18 protein-coding genes are annotated in these 18,203 nt (G+C 68.9%); 6 read left to right on the top strand and 12 right to left on the bottom strand.

Annotated features, from left to right (window positions below; genetic code table 11):
• Window positions 1-208 (top strand): cupin domain-containing protein (locus AB4Z01_RS18985; RefSeq protein ID WP_437374619.1); only part of this gene is annotated, 208 nt, incomplete at its 5' end.
• A gap of 40 nt (window positions 209-248) precedes the next feature.
• Here the strand turns inward: AB4Z01_RS18985 and AB4Z01_RS18990 are convergent.
• The 12 genes from AB4Z01_RS18990 to AB4Z01_RS19045 form a co-directional block, all read right to left on the bottom strand.
• Complete coding sequence (locus AB4Z01_RS18990; protein ID WP_441696109.1) at window positions 249-1,229, bottom strand: phosphotransferase family protein; 981 nt, start codon at window positions 1,227-1,229, stop codon at window positions 249-251.
• 3 nt (window positions 1,230-1,232) lie between these two features.
• On the bottom strand, window positions 1,233-2,405 hold the full coding sequence (locus tag AB4Z01_RS18995; protein ID WP_441696110.1) for a hypothetical protein: 1,173 nt from the start codon (window positions 2,403-2,405) through the stop codon (window positions 1,233-1,235).
• A complete protein-coding gene (locus AB4Z01_RS19000; RefSeq protein ID WP_441696193.1) occupies window positions 2,402-3,520 on the bottom strand; it encodes a tryptophan 2,3-dioxygenase family protein in 1,119 nt (372 codons plus the stop codon). Before AB4Z01_RS19000 ends, AB4Z01_RS18995 begins: the two co-directional genes overlap by 4 nt.
• Before the next feature lie 107 nt (window positions 3,521-3,627).
• Window positions 3,628-4,854: a phenylacetate--CoA ligase family protein gene (locus AB4Z01_RS19005; protein ID WP_441696111.1), complete on the bottom strand. Its 1,227-nt coding sequence runs from the start codon at window positions 4,852-4,854 to the stop codon at window positions 3,628-3,630.
• A gap of 83 nt (window positions 4,855-4,937) precedes the next feature.
• A complete protein-coding gene (locus tag AB4Z01_RS19010) occupies window positions 4,938-5,735 on the bottom strand; it encodes an ABC transporter ATP-binding protein (protein WP_441696112.1) in 798 nt (265 codons plus the stop codon).
• A gap of 156 nt (window positions 5,736-5,891) precedes the next feature.
• On the bottom strand, window positions 5,892-7,169 hold the full coding sequence (locus AB4Z01_RS19015) for an ABC transporter substrate-binding protein (RefSeq protein WP_441696113.1): 1,278 nt from the start codon (window positions 7,167-7,169) through the stop codon (window positions 5,892-5,894).
• Between the two features lie 40 nt (window positions 7,170-7,209).
• Window positions 7,210-8,295 (bottom strand): branched-chain amino acid ABC transporter permease, encoded by a 1,086-nt coding sequence (locus AB4Z01_RS19020; protein ID WP_441696114.1) that lies wholly within the window; start codon window positions 8,293-8,295, stop codon window positions 7,210-7,212.
• Between the two features lie 140 nt (window positions 8,296-8,435).
• Window positions 8,436-9,329 (bottom strand): branched-chain amino acid ABC transporter permease, encoded by an 894-nt coding sequence (locus AB4Z01_RS19025; protein WP_441696115.1) that lies wholly within the window; start codon window positions 9,327-9,329, stop codon window positions 8,436-8,438.
• Window positions 9,326-9,466 (bottom strand): hypothetical protein, encoded by a 141-nt coding sequence (locus AB4Z01_RS19030; RefSeq protein WP_441696116.1) that lies wholly within the window; start codon window positions 9,464-9,466, stop codon window positions 9,326-9,328. Before AB4Z01_RS19030 ends, AB4Z01_RS19025 begins: the two co-directional genes overlap by 4 nt.
• Before the next feature lie 4 nt (window positions 9,467-9,470).
• Window positions 9,471-11,390, bottom strand: coding sequence for a long-chain fatty acid--CoA ligase (locus AB4Z01_RS19035; RefSeq protein WP_441696117.1), 1,920 nt, complete (start codon window positions 11,388-11,390; stop codon window positions 9,471-9,473).
• On the bottom strand, window positions 11,387-12,205 hold the full coding sequence (locus AB4Z01_RS19040) for an ABC transporter ATP-binding protein (protein ID WP_441696118.1): 819 nt from the start codon (window positions 12,203-12,205) through the stop codon (window positions 11,387-11,389). The genes AB4Z01_RS19035 and AB4Z01_RS19040 overlap by 4 nt, the downstream gene beginning before the upstream one ends.
• A 94-nt stretch (window positions 12,206-12,299) precedes the next feature.
• Window positions 12,300-12,704 (bottom strand): heme-binding protein, encoded by a 405-nt coding sequence (locus AB4Z01_RS19045; protein ID WP_441696119.1) that lies wholly within the window; start codon window positions 12,702-12,704, stop codon window positions 12,300-12,302.
• A gap of 118 nt (window positions 12,705-12,822) precedes the next feature.
• On the opposite strand from AB4Z01_RS19045, the gene AB4Z01_RS19050 reads away from it, so the two are divergent.
• From AB4Z01_RS19050 to AB4Z01_RS19070, 5 genes are all read left to right on the top strand, one after another.
• Complete coding sequence (locus AB4Z01_RS19050) at window positions 12,823-13,962, top strand: acyl-CoA dehydrogenase family protein (RefSeq protein ID WP_441696120.1); 1,140 nt, start codon at window positions 12,823-12,825, stop codon at window positions 13,960-13,962.
• An 18-nt stretch (window positions 13,963-13,980) separates the two neighbouring features.
• Entirely contained in the window at window positions 13,981-15,048 is a 1,068-nt protein-coding gene (locus AB4Z01_RS19055) for an enoyl-CoA hydratase/isomerase family protein (RefSeq protein WP_441696121.1), read from the top strand.
• A gap of 42 nt (window positions 15,049-15,090) precedes the next feature.
• Window positions 15,091-15,984 carry a 3-hydroxyisobutyrate dehydrogenase gene (gene mmsB / locus AB4Z01_RS19060; protein ID WP_441696122.1) on the top strand — a complete coding sequence of 298 codons (894 nt, stop codon included), beginning with the start codon at window positions 15,091-15,093 and terminating at the stop codon, window positions 15,982-15,984.
• Between the two features lie 55 nt (window positions 15,985-16,039).
• A complete protein-coding gene (locus AB4Z01_RS19065; protein ID WP_441696123.1) occupies window positions 16,040-17,218 on the top strand; it encodes an alpha/beta hydrolase-fold protein in 1,179 nt (392 codons plus the stop codon).
• Between the two features lie 164 nt (window positions 17,219-17,382).
• The gene (locus AB4Z01_RS19070; RefSeq protein ID WP_441696124.1) at window positions 17,383-18,192 is read left to right on the top strand and encodes a transglutaminase-like domain-containing protein; all 810 of its coding nucleotides are present in this window, start codon (window positions 17,383-17,385) and stop codon (window positions 18,190-18,192) included.
• The last annotated feature ends 11 nt before the right edge of the window (window positions 18,193-18,203 follow it).

The raw sequence follows: 18,203 nt of genomic DNA on the forward strand, positions 1-18,203 counted from the left end.
CTCCGAGCACTGGGTCGTGCTGTCCGGCACCGCCCGCGTCACCATGGAGGGCCAGTCCCGCATCCTGCGGGAGAACGAGGCCGTCTACCTGCCGATCGGCACCGACCACAAGCTCGAGAACCCCGGCAAGATCGACCTTGAGCTGATCGAGGTCCGCACCGGCCCCTATCTCGGCGAGGACGACGTCGTCCGGCTGGAAGAGCCCTGAGGCGGAAGTCGTGGGCTGAGTTCGCCACGGCGAGCCCGGCCTATGGGTGCCACAATGCCATGGTGTCCGTGATCCGCTGCCGGGCCGTGGCGACCACCGCGTCGGACACAGTCTGTCGGGTCAGGAACTCGGCCCAGCTGAACAGGTCCGCCAGCGCCGCCATCCGGCGCCATGCCGCCGGCAGGTCGCCGCCCGCCGCGCGGTAACCGGCGGCCACGGCATCGGCGAAGCCCGGGCGAGGTCCGAGCGGCGGCCGCAGCAGGTTGCCGAAATCGAAGAACGGGCTGCCGGCGAAGGCGAACTCCCAGTCCAGCACGGCGGCGACGGCCCAGCCGCTGGCTTCGGGACGGACCAGTATGTTGGTGCCGCCGAAATCGGAATGGGTCAGGCAGGGCGGGCCGGGCCATAGGTCGAGCAACCCGGCCTCGCGATCGGCGAAGGCGATCAGCCGGCCGGCCAGGTAGCGGCCCAGGCGCTCGCCGCCAGGGCCATCGACCAGCACATGTCGCAGGAAGCCGATCAGCCCGGCGCCGCCGGCATCGACCGGCTCGGCCACCGCCAGCGATCCGTCGAAAAAGCCGCTGCGGTCGAAGCGCACGGCATGGATCGCCGCCAGCGCACCGCCGATGGAACGGCCGAGCGGCAGAAGCGCCGAATCGTCCAGCTCGCGGGCAGCCTCGTCCAGGCGCTGTCCGTCGGTCCATTCCAGCAGGGCGAAGGGCAGCCCCGTCACCGGCTCGTTGCCGCTGCCCAGGAGGCCAGGGACGGGGAGGCCGCGTTCAGCGGCCAGGGCGGGGATCGCCCGTTCCTTCGCCGCCTGCGCCGGGTCGCGCTGGAACAGCCGCAGCACCACCGGTGGATGGCTGTCGAGGTCGAGGCGGAGATTGGTGTTGGCGAGGCCGCCCGACAGCTCGGTGACCCGCAGCACCGCAGGCCGGCCGGGCAGGGATCGGGCCAGCGCAGACGCCTGGTCCGGGCTGAGGACCGCCGCCGGATAGGGCCTCGACCAGCTCTCGCGCATGGCTTAGCGGCTCAGCGCGGGGACCACCCGGTCGGCCATGGCCGGCACCTCGGCGAGGTCGTGGTAGAGGCCGAAGCCGAAGCGCAGCCGATCGTCGCGGTGGTCGACGACGATGCCGGCGGCGCACAGCCGGTCGTCGATCGCGCCAGCGGCTTCCGTGCGGTAGGTCAGGAAATGGCCGCGGACCGGGGTGTCGAGCGGCACCAGCAGTCGGCCGCGGGCGAGGTCCGGCACCCCGGCCCGGTCGAGCGCGCCGGCGAAGCCCTGCTGCAGCGCCAGCACGTGATCGTGGATCGCCGGCACGCCGATGCCGTGCGCGTCCAGCAGGTCGAGCACGGCAAGCAGGCGGTACAGGCCGGAGGGATCGAAGGTCGAGCCGAGGAAGCGGCTGCCGTCGATGCCGTAGGGCACGCGCCCGTCCTGCGCTCCGGCCAAGGCACCGAAGGCGGCGTACCAGCCGGTGTCGCGTGGCCGCGGGCCGTAGCCCGGCGGCACATGCAGGAAGCAGGCGCCTTCGCCGGCCATGGCGTATTTGTATCCGCCGGCGATGTAGAAGGCGCGGCCGGCGATGGCGGACAGATCGGTCGGCAACGCCATGAAGCCGTGATAGCCGTCGATCGCGACCAGCGTCTCCCGGTCCGGCACCGCCGCCACCAGCGCTGCCAGGTCGGKCACGGCATAGCCGGAGTTGAAGAACACCTGGCTGAAGAACACCAGATCGTGGCCGCCGGCCGCGGCCGCAGCGGCGAAGCGGGCGGGGAAGTCGGCAGTCGGCTCCTGCGCCACACGGGTGACCTGGACCAGCCCGTCCTCCTCCAGCCGCGTGACCTGCCGGCGGACGCTGTGGAACTCGGAATCGGTGGTCAGCACCCGGGCCGGCCGGTCCGCCGGCAGGCAGGACAAGAGGCGCCGCACGAACTCATGCGTGTTCGGCGCGAAGGCCAGTGAGGTCGGCTCGGGTAGGCTTAAAATGGCTGCGATCCGCGCCTGCAGCCGCGGCACCACATCGCCGAACACCAGCTCCCATTTGTGGTCGGCGAGGCGGGCGGTGTCCTCGACGTAACGGAGCTGGGCCTCGAAGACGACATCGGGCCAGAGATGATGGCTGTGCGCGGCCAGGTGCAGCCGCTCCGGCGCTGCCGCGAGGAAGCGGGAGAACAGCGGCTTGAAGCTCATACTCCAGCCTCCCCGTCATAGGACAGTCCGGTGCGGCGGGTGATCTCGTCCGGCAGCGGCGGCAGGGCCGAGCGCGGGATCAGATAGGTCGACAGGGTGAACAGGTCGCCGAACACCCGGTGCCGCTCGGCGGTGCGGGCCAGATAGTCGTGGCCGGACGACCCGCCGGTGCCGGTCTTCAGCCCGATCATGCGCTGGACCATCAGCGCGTGGCGGTAGCGCCACAGCGTCATGGTCTCGTCGAGGTCCATCAGCAGGCTCAGCAGCCCGAACGGCACCTGCAGCGCCGGCTCGTCGCGGTAAAGGTTGATGAACAGGGCAGCCTGCAACGCTCGCCAGGACATGCGCCATGACCCCTGCGCCACCTCCTCGGCATGGCGGGTCTCGTCGAACAGCGCGTCGAAGCGCGACAGCGCCTGGCGCAGCGCCGCAACCTCCTTCTCCCGCGCCGTGTCGTCCAGCGTCGGATGGGCGGTCAGGTGGCCGATGTCGCCCTCCAGCATCGCCACCACGGCCTGGCGGTAGGCCTCGCGGAAGCGGTAGCCGCCGAGCTCGATGAACGGCGTGCGGGCCAGCCAGGCGTCGAGCTGCTCGAACAGGCTGGGCTGGCCGCCGGCCGCCACCACCTTCTCGCGTCCCGGCGATTCCAGCCTCGCCTCGAAGGATCGGCCCTCATAGGCCAGCCGGTCGGCTGCGCGCAGGCCGAGGCGGATCTCGATCAGCCGGAACTGCGCGCTCTGGAAGCCCGAGGCCGGGCGCAGCAGGTCGCGGAAATCGAGGAAGTCGAGCGGCGTCATGGTCTCCAGCACGTCGAGCTGGTGCACGCCGAGCTTCAGGATCTCGTGGATGCGGCGCAGGGCGCGGCTGGCGCGGCCGACGGCGCGGTCGTCGACCCGATCGGCGGCGAACACCCCCTGCACGGCATCGAGCTCGAACAGGATCTGCTTGAACCACAGCTCGTAGGCCTGGTGGACGATGATGAACAGCATCTCGTCATGCGCCGGCCGGCCGACCTTCTCGCTTTCGCGGTCCTGCAGGTTGAGCAGCTGGTCGAGCCGCAGATAGGATGCGTAGTGGACGCCTGGTTCGGCCATAGCACGTCTCCCGGTGGCTATGCCTGCCGGTTGCCGACCGGAGTCGACCGCGGTCCAGTGCTGATGATGACCGGAAGCTAGCGCAGGGGCGGCGCTGACGACAAGACGGCAACCAGCGGCTCACCGGCTCACTGCAGCTTGCGGGTGTCCTCGATCACCTTGCCGTCATTCGGCAGGCTGCCCGGCGGCACCGCCGCCACCGCGGCGCGCACCTTGGCGACGTCGAGCATCGTCTCGGCCACGGCATCGGCCACCGCGGCATCGGCGCTTTCCACCTGCAACACCACGTCGTCGATGCCTTGCTGGCTCTTTACCACCAGCCGGCCGCGCTCCAGCCCGTGGCGCTTCAGCACCTCGGCGATCTGGCCGGGATGGACGAACAGGCCGCGCACCTTGGTGCTCTGGTCGGCCCGGCCGAGCCAGCCGCGCAGCCGCGGCGCGGTGCGGCCGCAGGGGCTGCGCCCGGGCAGGATGGCGGACAGGTCGCCGGTGGCGAAGCGGATCCAGGGCGTGCAGCGGTCGAAGCTGGTGACCACCACCTCGCCGACCTCGCCCTCCGGCACCAGGTCGCCGGTGCCGGGGCGGACGATCTCGACCAGGATGCCCTCGGCCAGCACCAGCCCCTCATGCGCCTCGGTCTCATAGGCGATCAGGCCGAGATCGGCAGTGCCGTAGCTCTGGAACAGGTCGATGGCGCGGGCGGAGTAGAACTCGCGCAGCGGCGGCAGCAGCGGCCCGCCGGAGACATGGGCCAGCTTCACCGAGCTGCTGTCGTGGCCGAGTTGGTCCGCCTTCTCCAGGATCAGCTTCAGGAAGTCGGGCGTGCCGACATAGCCGCGCGGCTTCAGGTCGGCCATGGCCCGCGCCTGCAGCTCGGTGTTGCCGGTGCCGGCCGGGATCACGGCGCAGCCCAGCGCCTCGGCGCCGGTCTCGAACATCACGCCGGCCGGGGTGAAGTGGTAGGAGAAGCAGTTCTGCAGGATGTCGCCTTCGCGGAAGCCGCTGGCGAACAGGGCGCGGGCGGTGCGCCACATATCGATGCCATGGGCCTCGCCCTCGTAGATCGGGCCGGGGGAGCCGAAGATTCGGCGGAACTGGCCCGGCCGGACCGTGGTCAGCCCGCCGAAGGGCAGGTCGACAGCCTGGATCGTCGGCAGGTCGGATTTCCGGATCAGCGGCAGCTCCGCCAGCTCGGCCCGGCTGGTCACCGCCGCCGGGTCGAATCCGGCCAGGCGCTTGGCATAGCCGGGGGCGGCGGCCTTGGCATGGGCGATCTGGGCCGGCAGCTCGGCCAGCAGCGCCGCCTCCCGCGCCTCGGGCGGACGGGTATCGAGATCGTCGTAATGCTCGGCCATGGGGGTGCCCCACCGTGTGTCGTGTCGAAGCTGCAAGCATGGCGCCGCCTGCCGGGGCAGACAATGCCGGGAGGTGGATACCGCTATAGCCAGCGCTTGCGGCGCTTGAAGCTCTTCAGGTTCTTGAAGCTCTTGCGCTGCTCTCCGCCGCCGCCGAGGTAGAACTCCTTGACGTCCTCGTTGGCCGCCAGGGCCTCGGCGGTGCCGTCCAGCACCACCTTGCCGTTCTCCATGATGTAGCCGGTGTCGGCGCAGGACAGCGCCATCCGGGCGTTCTGCTCGACCAGCAGGATCGAGATGCCGAGATCGGTGTTGAGGCGGCGGATGATGCCGAACACCTCCTTCACCATCAGCGGCGACAGGCCCATCGACGGCTCGTCCATCAGGATCAGCTTCGGCCGCGCCATCAGCGCCCGGCCGATCGCCAGCATCTGCTGCTCGCCGCCGGACAGGTAGCCGGCCAGGCCGTTCCGCTCGCGCAGCCGCGGGAAGTAGCCGTAGACCCGGTCGATGTCGTCGGCGATGCCGCGGTCGCGCCGGGTGTGGGCGCCGAGCCGGAGATTCTCGACGCAGCTCATGTCGGCGACGATGCGGCGCCCCTCCATCACCTGGAAGATGCCCCGGCGCACCACGGCGCCGGGGTCGAGGTCATGAATCGGCTGGCCCTCGTAGCGGATGGCGCCGCGGGTGACTGCCCCGTCCTCGGTGCCCAGCAGGCCGGAGATCGCCTTCAGCGTCGTCGACTTGCCGGCCCCGTTGGCGCCCAGCAGCGCCACGATCGACCCCTGCGGCACCGCGAGGCTGAGGCCCCGCAGCACCAGGATGACGTCGTTGTAGACGACCTCGATGTTCTCGACCGACAGCAGCGGCGGGGCGGTCATGCCGCCACCAAAGCCTTCCGGTTCCTCTTCTTGTCATCCTCGGGCTTGACCCGAGGATCCAGGGGCCACCAGGAACCGCTCCGGCCGCCCCTGGATGCCCGGGTCAAGCCCGGGCATGACAGGAATGGAAGGGAAGAACCGGAAGCGCTCAGCACATCAGTACCCCAGCCATTCCGGGCGGCGGGGCAGGGTGATCTCGGCCACCTTCTCCAGCGACATGGTGCCGTCGGCCATCAGCGCCGTGACCTCCTTGCCCTGGGTCGTGCCCTTCACATGGCCCTGGTAGATCGGCACGGTCATCAGCCCGCGATGGTCGGTCGCGGTCCAGGTCGAGGGCAGGCACACCCCCTCCAGCCCGGCCGGCACCCAATCCTTCTTCTCGTACATCGCGTCGCGGATGGCGACGCCGGTGACCGCGCCCTTGGTCTTCGCCGCCTTGATCGCCTCGACCATGTAGGAGGTGGCGCAGACGCCGGCGAGGTAGCTCAGCGGGCGATAGGTCTCGCCCGTGGAATCGCTGGTCTTCGAGATCTCGCGCACCCGGTCCATGCCGGCATTCTTGTCGGTCCAGATCGCGCCGGTGCGGACCGCGACCACCACGCCGTCGGCGTTCTGGCCGGCCGCCTTCATGATGTTCTCGTCATAGCCCCAGACATTGGCCACGAACTGTACCTTGGTGCCGGCGGTGGCGCAGGCGTTCAGCAGCGACGGGGTTGAGCCGGCGATGTTGGCGATATAGGCGTAGTTGGCGCCCTTCTCCTTCAGCGTCAGGCATTGCGGCGTGAAGTCGCCCGGCGCCATGGTGTACTGGATCGGATCCAGCACCTCGAAGCCCAGCTCCTGCGCGTATTCGTTGCAGGCCACCTTGGGCGAGTTCGGGTATGGGTGGTTGTCGCCCATATGGACCCATTTCCCCTTGCCCTGGCCGCCCTTCTTCTTCCAGTCGTCGGCCGCCCATTGCGCCAGCGCCCGGCAGGCGTCGGAGTAGGAGGGACCGTAGAAGAAATTGAACGGAGTCGCCTTGGTCGCCTTCGGCGCCTTGCCGGTCGGGTCGGTCAGCGCTCCGGAATAAGAGCCGGAGTAGTAGGGGATCTGGTCCTTGCCGATGAACTCGATCAGCGCCTCGGTGTCGGCCGTGCCCCAGCCGGCGATGGCGACGACATGCTCGTTCGCCACCAGCCGCTGGTACTCGGAGACCGCCTGCGGCGCCTTGTAGGCGTAGTCATAGGTCTCGAAGGCGATGTCGTCGCCGTCGACCCCGCCATTCTCGTTGACCCAGTTCAGCGTGTCGGCGACGCCGTCGGCATAGGGCACGCCGATCGACGCCGTGGGGCCGGTCAGGTCGGCGATGTGGCCGACGGGAATGTCGTCTTCAGCGAAGGCCGGGGTGGCGCACAGGCCGACCAGGGCGGTGGCGGTGAGCAGGGATCGCATCGGTGTCTCCTCCATGGCGGCCGTTCTGTCGCGGCCGGGTTCAGTACGAGAAGGGATACAGCTTCCACCAGGCCTTGATCTGGCGCCAGCGATGGGCCAGCCCGTCCGGCTCGAAGATCAGGAACAGGATGATGGCGATGCCGACCGCCATCTCCTTCAGGAAGTTGATGCCGACGCGCAGGTCGAGCGTCTTGTACAGCCAGGTGCCGCGGATCAGCCGCACCAGCCAGTCCATCACATCCGGCAGCGACACCATGAAGACGGTGCCCAGGATCGTGCCCATGATCGAGCCGAGGCCGCCGATGATGATCATGCCGAGGAACTCGATCGATTTCAGGATCGTGAACTCCTCGACCGAGACCACCTGCAGGTAATGGGCGTAGAGCGCGCCGCCGACCCCGGCGTAGAAGGCGGCGATGCCGAAGGACAGCACCCGGTATTTCGTCAGGTTGATGCCCATGATCTCGGCGGCCAGGTAGTGGTCGCGCACGGCGACGAAGGCGCGGCCGTCGCGCGAGCGCATCAGGTTGGTCGCGGCCAGGTACAGCAGCGTTCCCCAGAACAGCACGATGTAGAAGTAGTTGATGCGGTCGACCTCCCAGCCGAACAGGGAGACCGGGGCGGCATGGGCGCCGGCGACGCCGCCGGTGAACCAGCCGGCGCGGGCGAAGAAATCCTCCAGGATGACCTGGGCGGCGAGGGTGGCGATGGCCAAGTACAGGCCTTTGATCCGCGCTGCCGGGATGCCGAAGATCAGGCCGATCGCCGCGGTCATCACCCCGGCGATCGGGATGCAGAAGAACACCGGGATGCCGGTGCTGCGGTTCAGCCAGGCCGAGGCGAAGGCGCCGAAGCCGAAGAACACGGCATGGCCGATCGAGATCTGGCCGGTGAAGCCGACCAGGATGTTGAGGCCCAGCGCGGCGACGGCGAGGTAGCCGATCTCGATCAAGCTGTCGATCCAGCCCTTGGACAGCCAGCCGAGCTGCACCGCGATCGGCGCGAACGCCAGCAGCGCCAGGATAGCGATGACGCTGCGCCGGCTGAAGGCATCGGCGAAGATCGTGGTGTCGGCGGCGTAGCCGGTGCGGAAGTCGCCGCAGGGGCGGGCATAGGCGTTGGCCATTTACGGGCCTCTCCCTGTTTTCGCTTCCCCTTCATCGTCATCCCCGCGAAAGCGGGGATCTCCCGCCGTTCTCGATGCCATCGAGATTCCCGCTTTCGCGGGAATGACGGGTAAGGGGGAGGGCGGCGAGTGTCTCATCCTCACACCCTCTCGATGTCGCGGGTGCCGAACAGGCCGTAGGGCTTGATCATCAGGATCACGATCAGGACGTAGAAGGGGGCGATCTTCAGCATGTTGCCCCAGCCCAGGAAGGTGACGTCGAGCCAATGGGCGAAATGCTCCAGCACGCCGATGATCAGCCCGCCCAGCACGGCGCCGACGACGCTGTCCAGCCCGCCCAGGATCACCGCCGGGAATACCTTGATGCCGAAGCCGGAGAGGGCGGAGGACACGCCGTTGACCACGCCGACGACGATGCCGGCGACCGACGACACCATGGCCGAGATCGCCCAGGCCATGGCGAAGACCTGTTTCACCGAGATGCCCATCGACTGCGCCACCTGCTGGTCGAAGGCGGTGGCGCGCATCGCCAGGCCCATGCGCGAGAATTTGAAGAACCAGGCGAAGCCGCCCATGATGAACAGGCTGATCGCCATCGACAGGATGTAGACGGTCTGCACCTGCAGCCCGAAGATGTCGACCGACCGAGTCTCGAACACCGGCGGGAAGGGCTGGGCTGAGACGCCGAAGATCCAGGCCATCAGCGGCTGGAACACCAGCGACAGCCCGATCGTGACCATGATGACGGAGATCACCGGCTTGCCGATCAGCGGCCGCAGCACCACCACCTGCAGCAGGATGCCGAACACCAGCATGAAGGCCAGGGTGATGGCGAAGCCGACCACGAAGGGCACCTGGTACTTGGTCAGCACCCACCAGCAGATCCAGGCGCCGATCAGCAGGAACTCGCCCTGGGCGAAGTTCACCACCCGGCTGGCCTTGTAGATCAGCACGAACGACATCGCGACGACGCCGTACAGCGTGCCGACGATCACACCGTTGACCAGGAGCTGGAACAGGAAGGCGAGGTTCATCTCCGCCTCACTCCAATATCGGCCGTCATCCCGGCCAAGCGGCGAAGCCGCGCCGAGCCGGGATCTCTTTCCGCGCTCGATGCCATCGAGATTCCCGCTTTCGCGGGAATGACGTCGAGGAGATAGGCGAGGTTCATGGGCTCACTCCGCCGCGTGGCGCTGCCCGGCGCGGCCGGGGGCGAGGTCGACCACCTTGAGCGTGGTGCGGATCCGCTGCCGGGTGCCGTCCTGGAAGGCGATGGTGGTGTCGACCGGGATCGCCGGGTCGCCGCGATAGATCGCGTCGATGATGTCGCCGTATTTCTCGCCGATCACGCTGCGGCGCACCTTGCGGGTGCGGGTCAGCTCGCCGTCATCGGCGTCCAGCTCCTTGTACAGCAGCAGGAAGCGGCGGATGCGCTGCGCCTCCGGCAGGCCGGCATTCACCGTCTCGACCTCGCGGCGGATCAGGCCGTAGACCTCGTCCCGCGCCGACAGGTCGGTGTAGGTGGTGAAGGCGATGCGGCTCTTCTCCGCCCATTTCGACACGATCGGGAAGCGGATGCAGATGATCGCCGCCAGGTCCGGCCGGCCATGGCCCAGGACCACCACCTCGCCGACATAGGGTGAGAATTTCAGCTTGTTCTCAATGTATTGCGGGCTGAACCTGCCGCCTTCGCTGGTGACGGCAAGGTCCTTCATCCGGTCGATCACCACCAGATGCCCCTTGCCGTCGACATAGCCGGCGTCGCCGGTGGCCAGCCAGCCGTCGCGCAGGTCGGCCTTGGACGCCTCCTCGTTGCGGTAATAGCCGAGGAACATGTTAGGGTGGCGGGTGACAATCTCGCCGACGCCGTTCGGGTCCGGCGCCTCGATCCGCAGTTCGACGCCGTCGTCGAAGCCGATTCCGACCGTGTCGAAATCGACGTCGCCTTCCCGGTGGATGGTGTAGGCGCCCAGCAGCTCGGTCTGGCCGTAGAGCTGGCGCAGCGGCACCCCCATGGCGAGGAAGAAGCGGAAGGTCTCCGGCCCCAGCGCTGCCCCGCCGGTCGCGGCCGAGCGCAGCCGGGAGAAACCCAACCGGTCGCGCAACGCCGCGAAGAGCAGGATCTTCGCCAGCGTCGATTTCTTGTTCTGGCCAAGCGCTTTCAGGCCGAACTTCATGCCGAGGTCGAACAGGCGGCGCTTGAGCCGGGAGGCGTCCATCATCCGGCTGCGGACATCGGCGGCCAGCCCCTCCCACACCCGCGGCGCCAGCAGCACGAAGGTCGGGCCGATCTCGCGAAAATCGGCCCAGCTGGTGCTCTGCTCCTCGACGAAGTTCACCACCATCCGGCACTGCAGCGCCTTCCCGAAGACGTAGACCTGCTCCATGATCCAGGGCAGCGGCAGCACCGAGACGTATTCGTCGTGCGGCCCCTGCGGGTCGACCGCCAAGTAGCTGGCGGTGTGGCGGATCACCGACCCGGCCGCCAGCATGGCCAGCTTCGGCTGCGCCGTCGTGCCGGAGGTGGTGCACAGCACCGCGACATCCTCGCCGCGCGTCGCCGCCACCATGCGGTCGTAGATTCCGGGATCGGCCGCCAGCAGCGGGGCGCCGAGGGCGATGAAGTCGTCGACCGGCAGCAGCCGCGGATCCTCGTATTTCCGCATGCCGCGCGGGTCGGAATAGACGATGTGGCGGACGCTGGGGATGCGGTCGTCCAGGCCCAGCAGCTTATCGACCTGCTCCTCGTCCTCGGCCAGCACGATGGCGACCGAGGCGTGCCCGATCAGATAGGCCACCTCCTCGTCCAGCGCGTCGCGGTACAGGCCCAGGCTCATGGCACCGGCGGCGTGGGCGGCGATCTGGCCGGCCACCCAGTCCGGCCGGTTGTCGCCGATCAGCCCGACCACGGCGCCGGACCCGATGCCCAGTGCGCGGAGCGCCAGGGCGAAGCCGCGCACCCGGGCGTGGAAGCCGGCCCAGCTGATCTCCTGCCAGATGCCGAAATCCTTCTCGCGCAGCGCCACCTCGCCCGGCCATTGCGCGGCGTTGCGGGCCAGCAGCTTGGGGAAGGTGTCGAAGGCGGCGTCGCTCAAGCCGCCTCCTCCTCATCGTCCACTTCGCCGAGATAGGCGCGGCGGACATGGGCATCGGCCAGCACCTCCTCGGGCGTGCCCTCGGCGATCCTGCGGCCGAAATCCAGCACCATGACGCGGTGCGAGATGTCCATCACCACGCCCATGTCGTGCTCGATCATGATCACCGTCATGCCCCATTCGGCGTTGAGGTCGACGATGTAGCGGGCCATGTCCTCCTTCTCCTCGAGGTTCATGCCGGCCATCGGCTCGTCGAGCAGGATCAGGTCGGGCTTCAGCGCGATGGCGCGGGCCAGCTCGACCCGCTTGCGCAACCCGTAGGACAGGGTGCCGGCCAGGGCGCGGCGGATATGCTGGATCTCGAGGAAGTCGATGATCTCCTCGACCGCGCGGCGGTGCCGAAGCTCCTCCTGCCGGGCGCCGCCCAGCCACCACAGCGCGCCGGTCAGCACGTTGTTCTTCAGCAGGTGGTGGCGCCCGACCATGATGTTGTCGAGCACCGACATATGCGCGAACAGCGCCAGGTTCTGGAAGGTGCGGCCGAGGCCGAGCTCGGCCCGGGCGCTGGGCCTCAGCCGGGTGATGTCGCGACCCTTGTAGTGGATGCGGCCGGCGGTCGGGCTGTAGCGGCCGGAGATGCAGTTGACCATCGAGGTCTTGCCGGCGCCGTTCGGGCCGATGATCGAGAACAGCTCGCCGCGGCGGACGGTGAAGCCGACATCGGTCAGGGCCTTGACCCCGCCGAAGGCGAGGCTGACCGAATCCGCGGTCAGAAGCGCATCTCCCGGTGCTGGCGGCGCGGCCGCAGCCTGCATGCTCTCTCCCCCTGTTTCGCGTCCGGCACCTCTGGCGGGTGCCTTGTCCAGGTCAGTGTCGTGGAAGCGGCCGGAAAGGCAATCAGCAAAACGTCTACAGGACGCCGATCGCGATATCGCCTATGGCATGATCGTCCTCCGCACCGGCCCCGGCGACGCCGAGCGCGCCGACCACGGCGCCGGCGTCGCGCCAGGGGAAGCCGCCGGGCTGCACCAGGATCTCGCCCAGCCCGGCCAGCTGCGCCGCCTCGACCGGGTCGCGGCCGAGGCGCAGGGCCGGATCGCGGGTCGCTTCGCCGAAATGCAGCGCCGCGGCCGCCCGGCGCCGCGCGATCTCCAGCATCAGGTGGCCGACGCCGTCCATCCGCGCCGCGGCGACGACATGGCCGCCGCGGTCGACCACCACGGCGGCGACCTGCTGCTCGCGGCGTCCGGCCTCGGCCAGGGCGCCCGCCAGAACGGCCTGAGCTTCGGCAAGGGCGGGGGCGAAGTCTGGCATGGCACTCTCCGGTTCGGCGGCACGGCCATCATAACAGCGCCGACCGCCTCCGCTGCAGCGCGAAAGAATCGTACGCACGCCCCTTGATCCCGGGGCCGGTTGCGGCCACGCTCATTCCATGAGCTTCACGCTGAACGCCGATCAGGACGCCATCCGCGATGCCGCGCGCGCCTTCGCCGCGGAGCAGATGGCCCCCCATGCCGCCCGCTGGGACGAGGAGCAGATCTTCCCGGTCGACACGCTGCGCCAGGCCGCGGCCCTGGGCTTCGCCGGCATCTATTGCGGCGAGGCGCATGGCGGCAGCGGCCTGACCCGCCGCGACGCCGCAATCGTGTTTGAGGAGCTGTCGGCCGCCTGCGTCTCCACCGCCGCCTATATCTCGATCCACAACATGGTCGGCTGGATGATCGACAGCTTCGGGTCGGACGAGCTGAAGGCGCGCTTCCTGCCGTCGCTGATGACGATGGAGCGTTTCGCCAGCTACTGCCTGACGGAGCCCGGCTCCGGCTCCGACGCCGCCTCGCTGCGCACCCGCGCGGTGCGCGACGGCGATCATTACGTGCTGAACGGCACCAAGGCCTTCATCTCCGGCGGCTCGACCTCCGACGTCTATGTCGTGATGGTGCGCACCGGCGAGGCCGGGCCGAAGGGCATCTCGGCGGTGATCGTCGAGAAGGGCACGCCCGGCCTGTCCTTCGGCAAGAAGGAGAAGAAGCTGGGCTGGAACAGCCAGGTCACCACCATGGTGATCTTCGAGGATTGCCGGGTGCCGGTCGCCAACCGGCTGGGCGAGGAAGGGCAGGGCTTCACCTTCGCGATGAAGGGGCTGGATGGCGGCCGCGTGAACATCGGCGCCTGCTCGCTCGGCGGCGCCCGTGCCTGCCTGGAGGCGGCGCGCGGCCACATGCTGCAGCGCAGCCAGTTCGGCCGGAAGATCGCCGAGTTCCAGGCGCTGCAGTTCAAGCTGGCCGACATGGCGATCGACCTGGACGCGGCCCGGCTGATGATCCACCGCGCCGCGGATTCGCTGGACCGGCGCGACCCGGACGCGACCCAGCATTGCGCCATGGCCAAGCGCTTCGCCACCGACGCCGGCTTCCGGATCTGCAACGATGCGCTGCAGCTGCATGGCGGCTACGGCTACATCAAGGACTATCCGGTGGAACGCTTCCTGCGCGACGTCCGCGTCAACCAGATCCTGGAAGGCACCAACGAGATCATGCGCCTGATCGTGGCCCGCCGCCTGCTGGCGGAGTAGGGGCCGGATGACACTGCCATGACCGACGAGATCCTGTTCGACCGCGAAGGGCCGATCGCCATCGTGACGCTGAACCGGCCGAGGGCGCTGAACGCGCTGACGCTGGCGATGTGCCGGGCGCTGCTGCCGAAGCTGGCGGAGTGGGCGGAGGATCCGGAGCTGCACGCCGTGGTGCTGCGCGGCGCCGGCGACCGCGCCTTCTGCGCCGGCGGCGACATCCGCGCGGTCTATGAGCGTGGGCCGCAGGGTGGCGTGCCGGGCGGCGACCGGAAGCAGGATTTCTTCTGGGTCGAGTACCGGCTGAACCATGCCATCCACCATTTCCCCAAGCCCTGGATCGCGCTGCTCGACGGCGTCACCATGGGTGGCGGGCTCGGCCTGTCGGTGCATGGCTCGCACCGGGTGACGACCGAAAAGACGCTCAGCGCCATGCCGGAATGCGGCATCGGCCTGTTCCCGGACATCGGCGGCGGCTGGTTCCTGTCGCGCTGTCCGGGCGAGACCGGCACCTATCTGGCCCTGACCGGCGCGCGCATTGGCGCCGCCGACATGCTTTTCACCCGGATTGGGACACATCACGTCGCCTCGGCCCGGGTCGACGACCTGGTCGCAGCGCTGGCCGATGCCGAATGGATCGGCCAGGGCGGGCTGGTGGCCGAGGCGGCGCTGCAGCGCTTCGCGGCCGATCCCGGCGAACCGGCCCTGGCGCCGTTGCGCCCGGCGATCGACCGCTGCTTCGGTCACGACACGGTCGAGGAGATCCTGGCGGCGCTGGACGCCGAGGCCGGCGAGTGGGCCCAGGCCGCGGCGGCACAGATCCGCGCCGGGTCCCCGACCAGCCTGAAGGTGACGTTGCGCCAGATCCGCCAGGGCAAGACCATGATCTACGACGCGGTGGCGGCGATGGAGTACCGCATGGTCCACCGCTTCCTGGCCAAACCCGACTTCTTCGAGGGGGTCCGGGCGCAGCTGGTCGACAAGACCCGCGACCCGAAATGGCGGCCGGCGACGCTGGCCGAGGTGGACGATGCCGCGGTCGCCGCCTATTTCCAGCCGCTGCCCGGCCATGAGCTGAGCTTCGACTGAACCAATGACGGGCGGTGAACGCCCGGGTGTGAGGAGACCCCGATGTCGCTGCGAATCGCCTTTCTCGGGCTCGGCCATATGGGCCGGCCGATGGCGCTGAATCTGGTCAAGGCCGGGCACCGTGTGTCCGGCTTCGACCCGGTGGAGTCGGTGCGCGAGGCGGTGGCGAAGGAAGGGATCGCCGCCAAGCCGTCGATCGCCGCCGCGGTCGACGACGCCCAGGTGGTGGTCAGCATGCTGCCGACCGGCGGCCATGCCCGCGAGGCCTATCTCGGCGAGAACGGGGTCTGCGCCAGCGCACCGCCGGGAGCCTTGCTGATCGACTGCTCGACCATCGATGTCGACAGCGGGCGCCTGATCGCGAAGGAGGCGGCGGCGCGCGGCTTCGCCATGGTCGATGCGCCGGTCTCGGGCGGCACCGGCGGCGCCGCGGCCGGCACCCTGACCTTCATGGTCGGCGGCCCGGACAAGGCCTTCCACCAGGCCGAGCCGGTGCTGCAGGCGATGGGCAAGGCCGTGATCCACACCGGTGGCCCGGGCACCGGCCAGGCGGCGAAGATCTGCAACAACATGGTGCTCGGCATCTCGATGATTGCGGTGTCGGAGGCCTTCGCCCTGGCCGACAAGCTGGGGCTGGAGCGGCAGAAGCTGTTTGACGTGTCGTCGAAGAGTTCCGGCCAGTGCTGGTCGCTGACCACATATTGCCCGGTGCCCGGGCCGGTGCCGACCTCGCCGGCCAATCGTGACTACAAGCCCGGCTTCACCGCGGCGATGATGCTGAAGGATCTGCGCCTGTCGCAGTCCGCGGCCCAGGCAGCCGGCGCCGCCACTCCGCTCGGTGCCGCGGCCGCCGCGCTCTACACCCTGTTCGTCAACGAAGGCGCGGCAGACACCGACTTCTCCGGCATCTTCAAGCTGATCTCAGGCGAGAAATAGGCAGGCTTTTCCGTTTGTCGGGCATAATCGTTGGCCCAAGACTCGGGAGGGACCCATGCGCAAGCTCGCCGCCTCGATCGCGGTTCTTCTGTCCTTGAGTGGAGCACCGTCGATGGCCGCCGATCCCGGCATTCCCGCCCTGCCGCCAACCGACCAGCCGCTGCGCGACTTCGTCACCCGGGTCGAGGCGGACCGCCGCATCACCTTCCGGCTGTTCGCGCCGGAGGCGAAGGCGGTCTCGGTCGTGTTCGGCTCGATGGACCCGGCCAAGGTCAAGGCGACGCCGATGACGAAGGACGGGCGCGGTGTCTGGTCCGTCGCGGTCGGCCCGGTCGCGCCCGACCTCTATGAATACTATTTCAACGTCGACGGCTTCCGCACGACCGATACTGGGACCAACGCGCCGAAGCCGCAGCGCCAGGTCAACACCAGCCTGATCCTGGTGCCAGGCAGCATCGTCGATACCAAGCCGGTGCCGCATGGCGACCTGCGGGTCGTGACCCTGACCAGCCAGGCCCTCGGATCCGAACGGCAGATGCTGGTGTGGACGCCGCCGGGCTATGGCGACGGCTCGGCGCCGCTGCCGGTGCTGTACCTCTATCACGGCTTCGGCGACACGGTGTGGTCCTGGGCCACCCAGGGCCGGGCGCCGCAGATTCTCGACAATCTGCTGGCCGAGAAGAAGATCGTGCCGATGATCGTGGTGATCCCGGACACCGAGGCCGACATCGCCGCGGCGGTGCCGGAGGACTTCCCGGGCTCGACCCGGCGCCAGACCTTCTATCCGGCGAACGCCGCCGCGGCCGACCGCGAGTTGATCGGCGACATCATCCCGTATATGGAGGCGCATTACCGGGTCCGCACCGATGCGGCCGGGCGGGCGCTGGCCGGCTTGTCCCAGGGCGGCTACCAGGCGCTGGTGTCTGGCCTCGGCCATCTCGGCACCTTCGCCTGGCTGGCGACCTTCAGCGGCGTGTCGCAGACCACGGTGCCGGATGCCGGCATCGCCAAGGCGCTCGCCGACCCGGCCAAGGTCAATGCCAGCCTGCGCGGTTTCACCGTGACGGTCGGGTCGGACGACACCGTGACCGGCAAGGACATCGCCGGGCTGCGCAAGGACCTCGACGCCGCCGGCATCCGCTACGACTACAAGGAATATCCCGGCCTCTACCACGAGATGGCGGTGTGGCGGCCCTCGCTGGCCGACTTCCTGCAGAAGATCTTCCGGGACTGATCGGCGCCACTGCCGATCCCGGAACGAGATGCGGCGTAAGTCTGTTACGATCCCGCAACGGCGATAGGGCGCTCGCGTCGCAAGCAGAGCCGGATCCGAACCGCTGCGAGAAGGGGAGGGCATGACCCGAAAGTGCCGTCGCCACGGCCACGAAAGGATGGGTCATGCGCATTCGCGTCGGCTTCGAACTGGTCTATGACTGCCCGCAGCCCACCGCGATGATGCTGATGCTGCGGGTCCATCCGGAGCGCGCACAGGATCTGGCCGCTCCGGACACGCTGCGATCCGACCCCGTCGTGCCTGTGGATGTCTATATCGACGGCTTCGGCAACATCTGCAGCCGGATCCTGGCGCCTGCCGGGCGGATCAGGCTGTCGGCGGAAACCGTGGTCACAGACAGCGGCCTTGCCGATGAGATCGTGCCCGACGCACCCGAGATCAGGGTCTCGGACCTGCCGACGGAGGCGCTGGTGTTCCTGCTCGGCAGCCGGTACTGCCAGACCGATCTCATGTCCGAAACCGCCTGGGGGCTGTTCGGCAAATCGCCGCCGGGCTGGGCCCGCGTCCAGGCGATCTGCGACTTCGTCCATGGCCATGTCCGGTTCGGCTACGACCATGCCCGGCCGACCAAATCGGCCTGGGACGTGCATCAGGAGCGGGCGGGAGTCTGCCGCGACTTCGCCCATCTCGCGGTCACCCTGTGCCGCTGCATGAACATCCCGGCCCGCTATTGCACCGGCTATCTCGGCGATATCGGTGTGCGGGCAGACCCGGCGCCGATGGATTTCAGCGCCTGGTTCGAAGCCTATCTCGGCGGCCGCTGGTATACTTTCGACGCCCGCCACAACCGCCCCCGGATCGGCCGGGTGCTGATGGCGCGGGGGCGGGATGCGGCGGATGTCGCCCTCAGCAACGGCTTCGGCATGACGACGCTGGCCGGTTTCAAGGTCCGGGCCGACGAGATCGTCGGCTGACCGTCGGCGGT

It is taken from the genome of Inquilinus sp. YAF38, assembly GCF_052113205.1.
Classification (GTDB): Bacteria; Pseudomonadota; Alphaproteobacteria; order DSM-16000; family Inquilinaceae; genus Inquilinus.

What these genes read in the sequence shown, in the direction of transcription:
- AB4Z01_RS18990 (WP_441696109.1), bottom strand. Translation starts at nt 1,229, where the DNA reads ATGCGCGAGAGCTGGTCGAGGCCCTATCCGGCGGCGGTCCTCAGCCCG.
- AB4Z01_RS19005 (WP_441696111.1), bottom strand. Translation starts at nt 4,854, where the DNA reads ATGGCCGAGCATTACGACGATCTCGATACCCGTCCGCCCGAGGCGCGG.
- AB4Z01_RS19010 (WP_441696112.1), bottom strand. Translation starts at nt 5,735, where the DNA reads ATGACCGCCCCGCCGCTGCTGTCGGTCGAGAACATCGAGGTCGTCTAC.
- AB4Z01_RS19015 (WP_441696113.1), bottom strand. Translation starts at nt 7,169, where the DNA reads ATGCGATCCCTGCTCACCGCCACCGCCCTGGTCGGCCTGTGCGCCACC.
- AB4Z01_RS19020 (WP_441696114.1), bottom strand. Translation starts at nt 8,295, where the DNA reads ATGGCCAACGCCTATGCCCGCCCCTGCGGCGACTTCCGCACCGGCTAC.
- AB4Z01_RS19025 (WP_441696115.1), bottom strand. Translation starts at nt 9,329, where the DNA reads ATGAACCTCGCCTTCCTGTTCCAGCTCCTGGTCAACGGTGTGATCGTC.
- AB4Z01_RS19030 (WP_441696116.1), bottom strand. Translation starts at nt 9,466, where the DNA reads ATGAACCTCGCCTATCTCCTCGACGTCATTCCCGCGAAAGCGGGAATC.
- AB4Z01_RS19040 (WP_441696118.1), bottom strand. Translation starts at nt 12,205, where the DNA reads ATGCAGGCTGCGGCCGCGCCGCCAGCACCGGGAGATGCGCTTCTGACC.
- AB4Z01_RS19045 (WP_441696119.1), bottom strand. Translation starts at nt 12,704, where the DNA reads ATGCCAGACTTCGCCCCCGCCCTTGCCGAAGCTCAGGCCGTTCTGGCG.
- AB4Z01_RS19050 (WP_441696120.1), top strand. Translation starts at nt 12,823, where the DNA reads ATGAGCTTCACGCTGAACGCCGATCAGGACGCCATCCGCGATGCCGCG.
- AB4Z01_RS19055 (WP_441696121.1), top strand. Translation starts at nt 13,981, where the DNA reads ATGACCGACGAGATCCTGTTCGACCGCGAAGGGCCGATCGCCATCGTG.
- mmsB (WP_441696122.1), top strand. Translation starts at nt 15,091, where the DNA reads ATGTCGCTGCGAATCGCCTTTCTCGGGCTCGGCCATATGGGCCGGCCG.
- AB4Z01_RS19065 (WP_441696123.1), top strand. Translation starts at nt 16,040, where the DNA reads ATGCGCAAGCTCGCCGCCTCGATCGCGGTTCTTCTGTCCTTGAGTGGA.
- AB4Z01_RS19070 (WP_441696124.1), top strand. Translation starts at nt 17,383, where the DNA reads ATGCGCATTCGCGTCGGCTTCGAACTGGTCTATGACTGCCCGCAGCCC.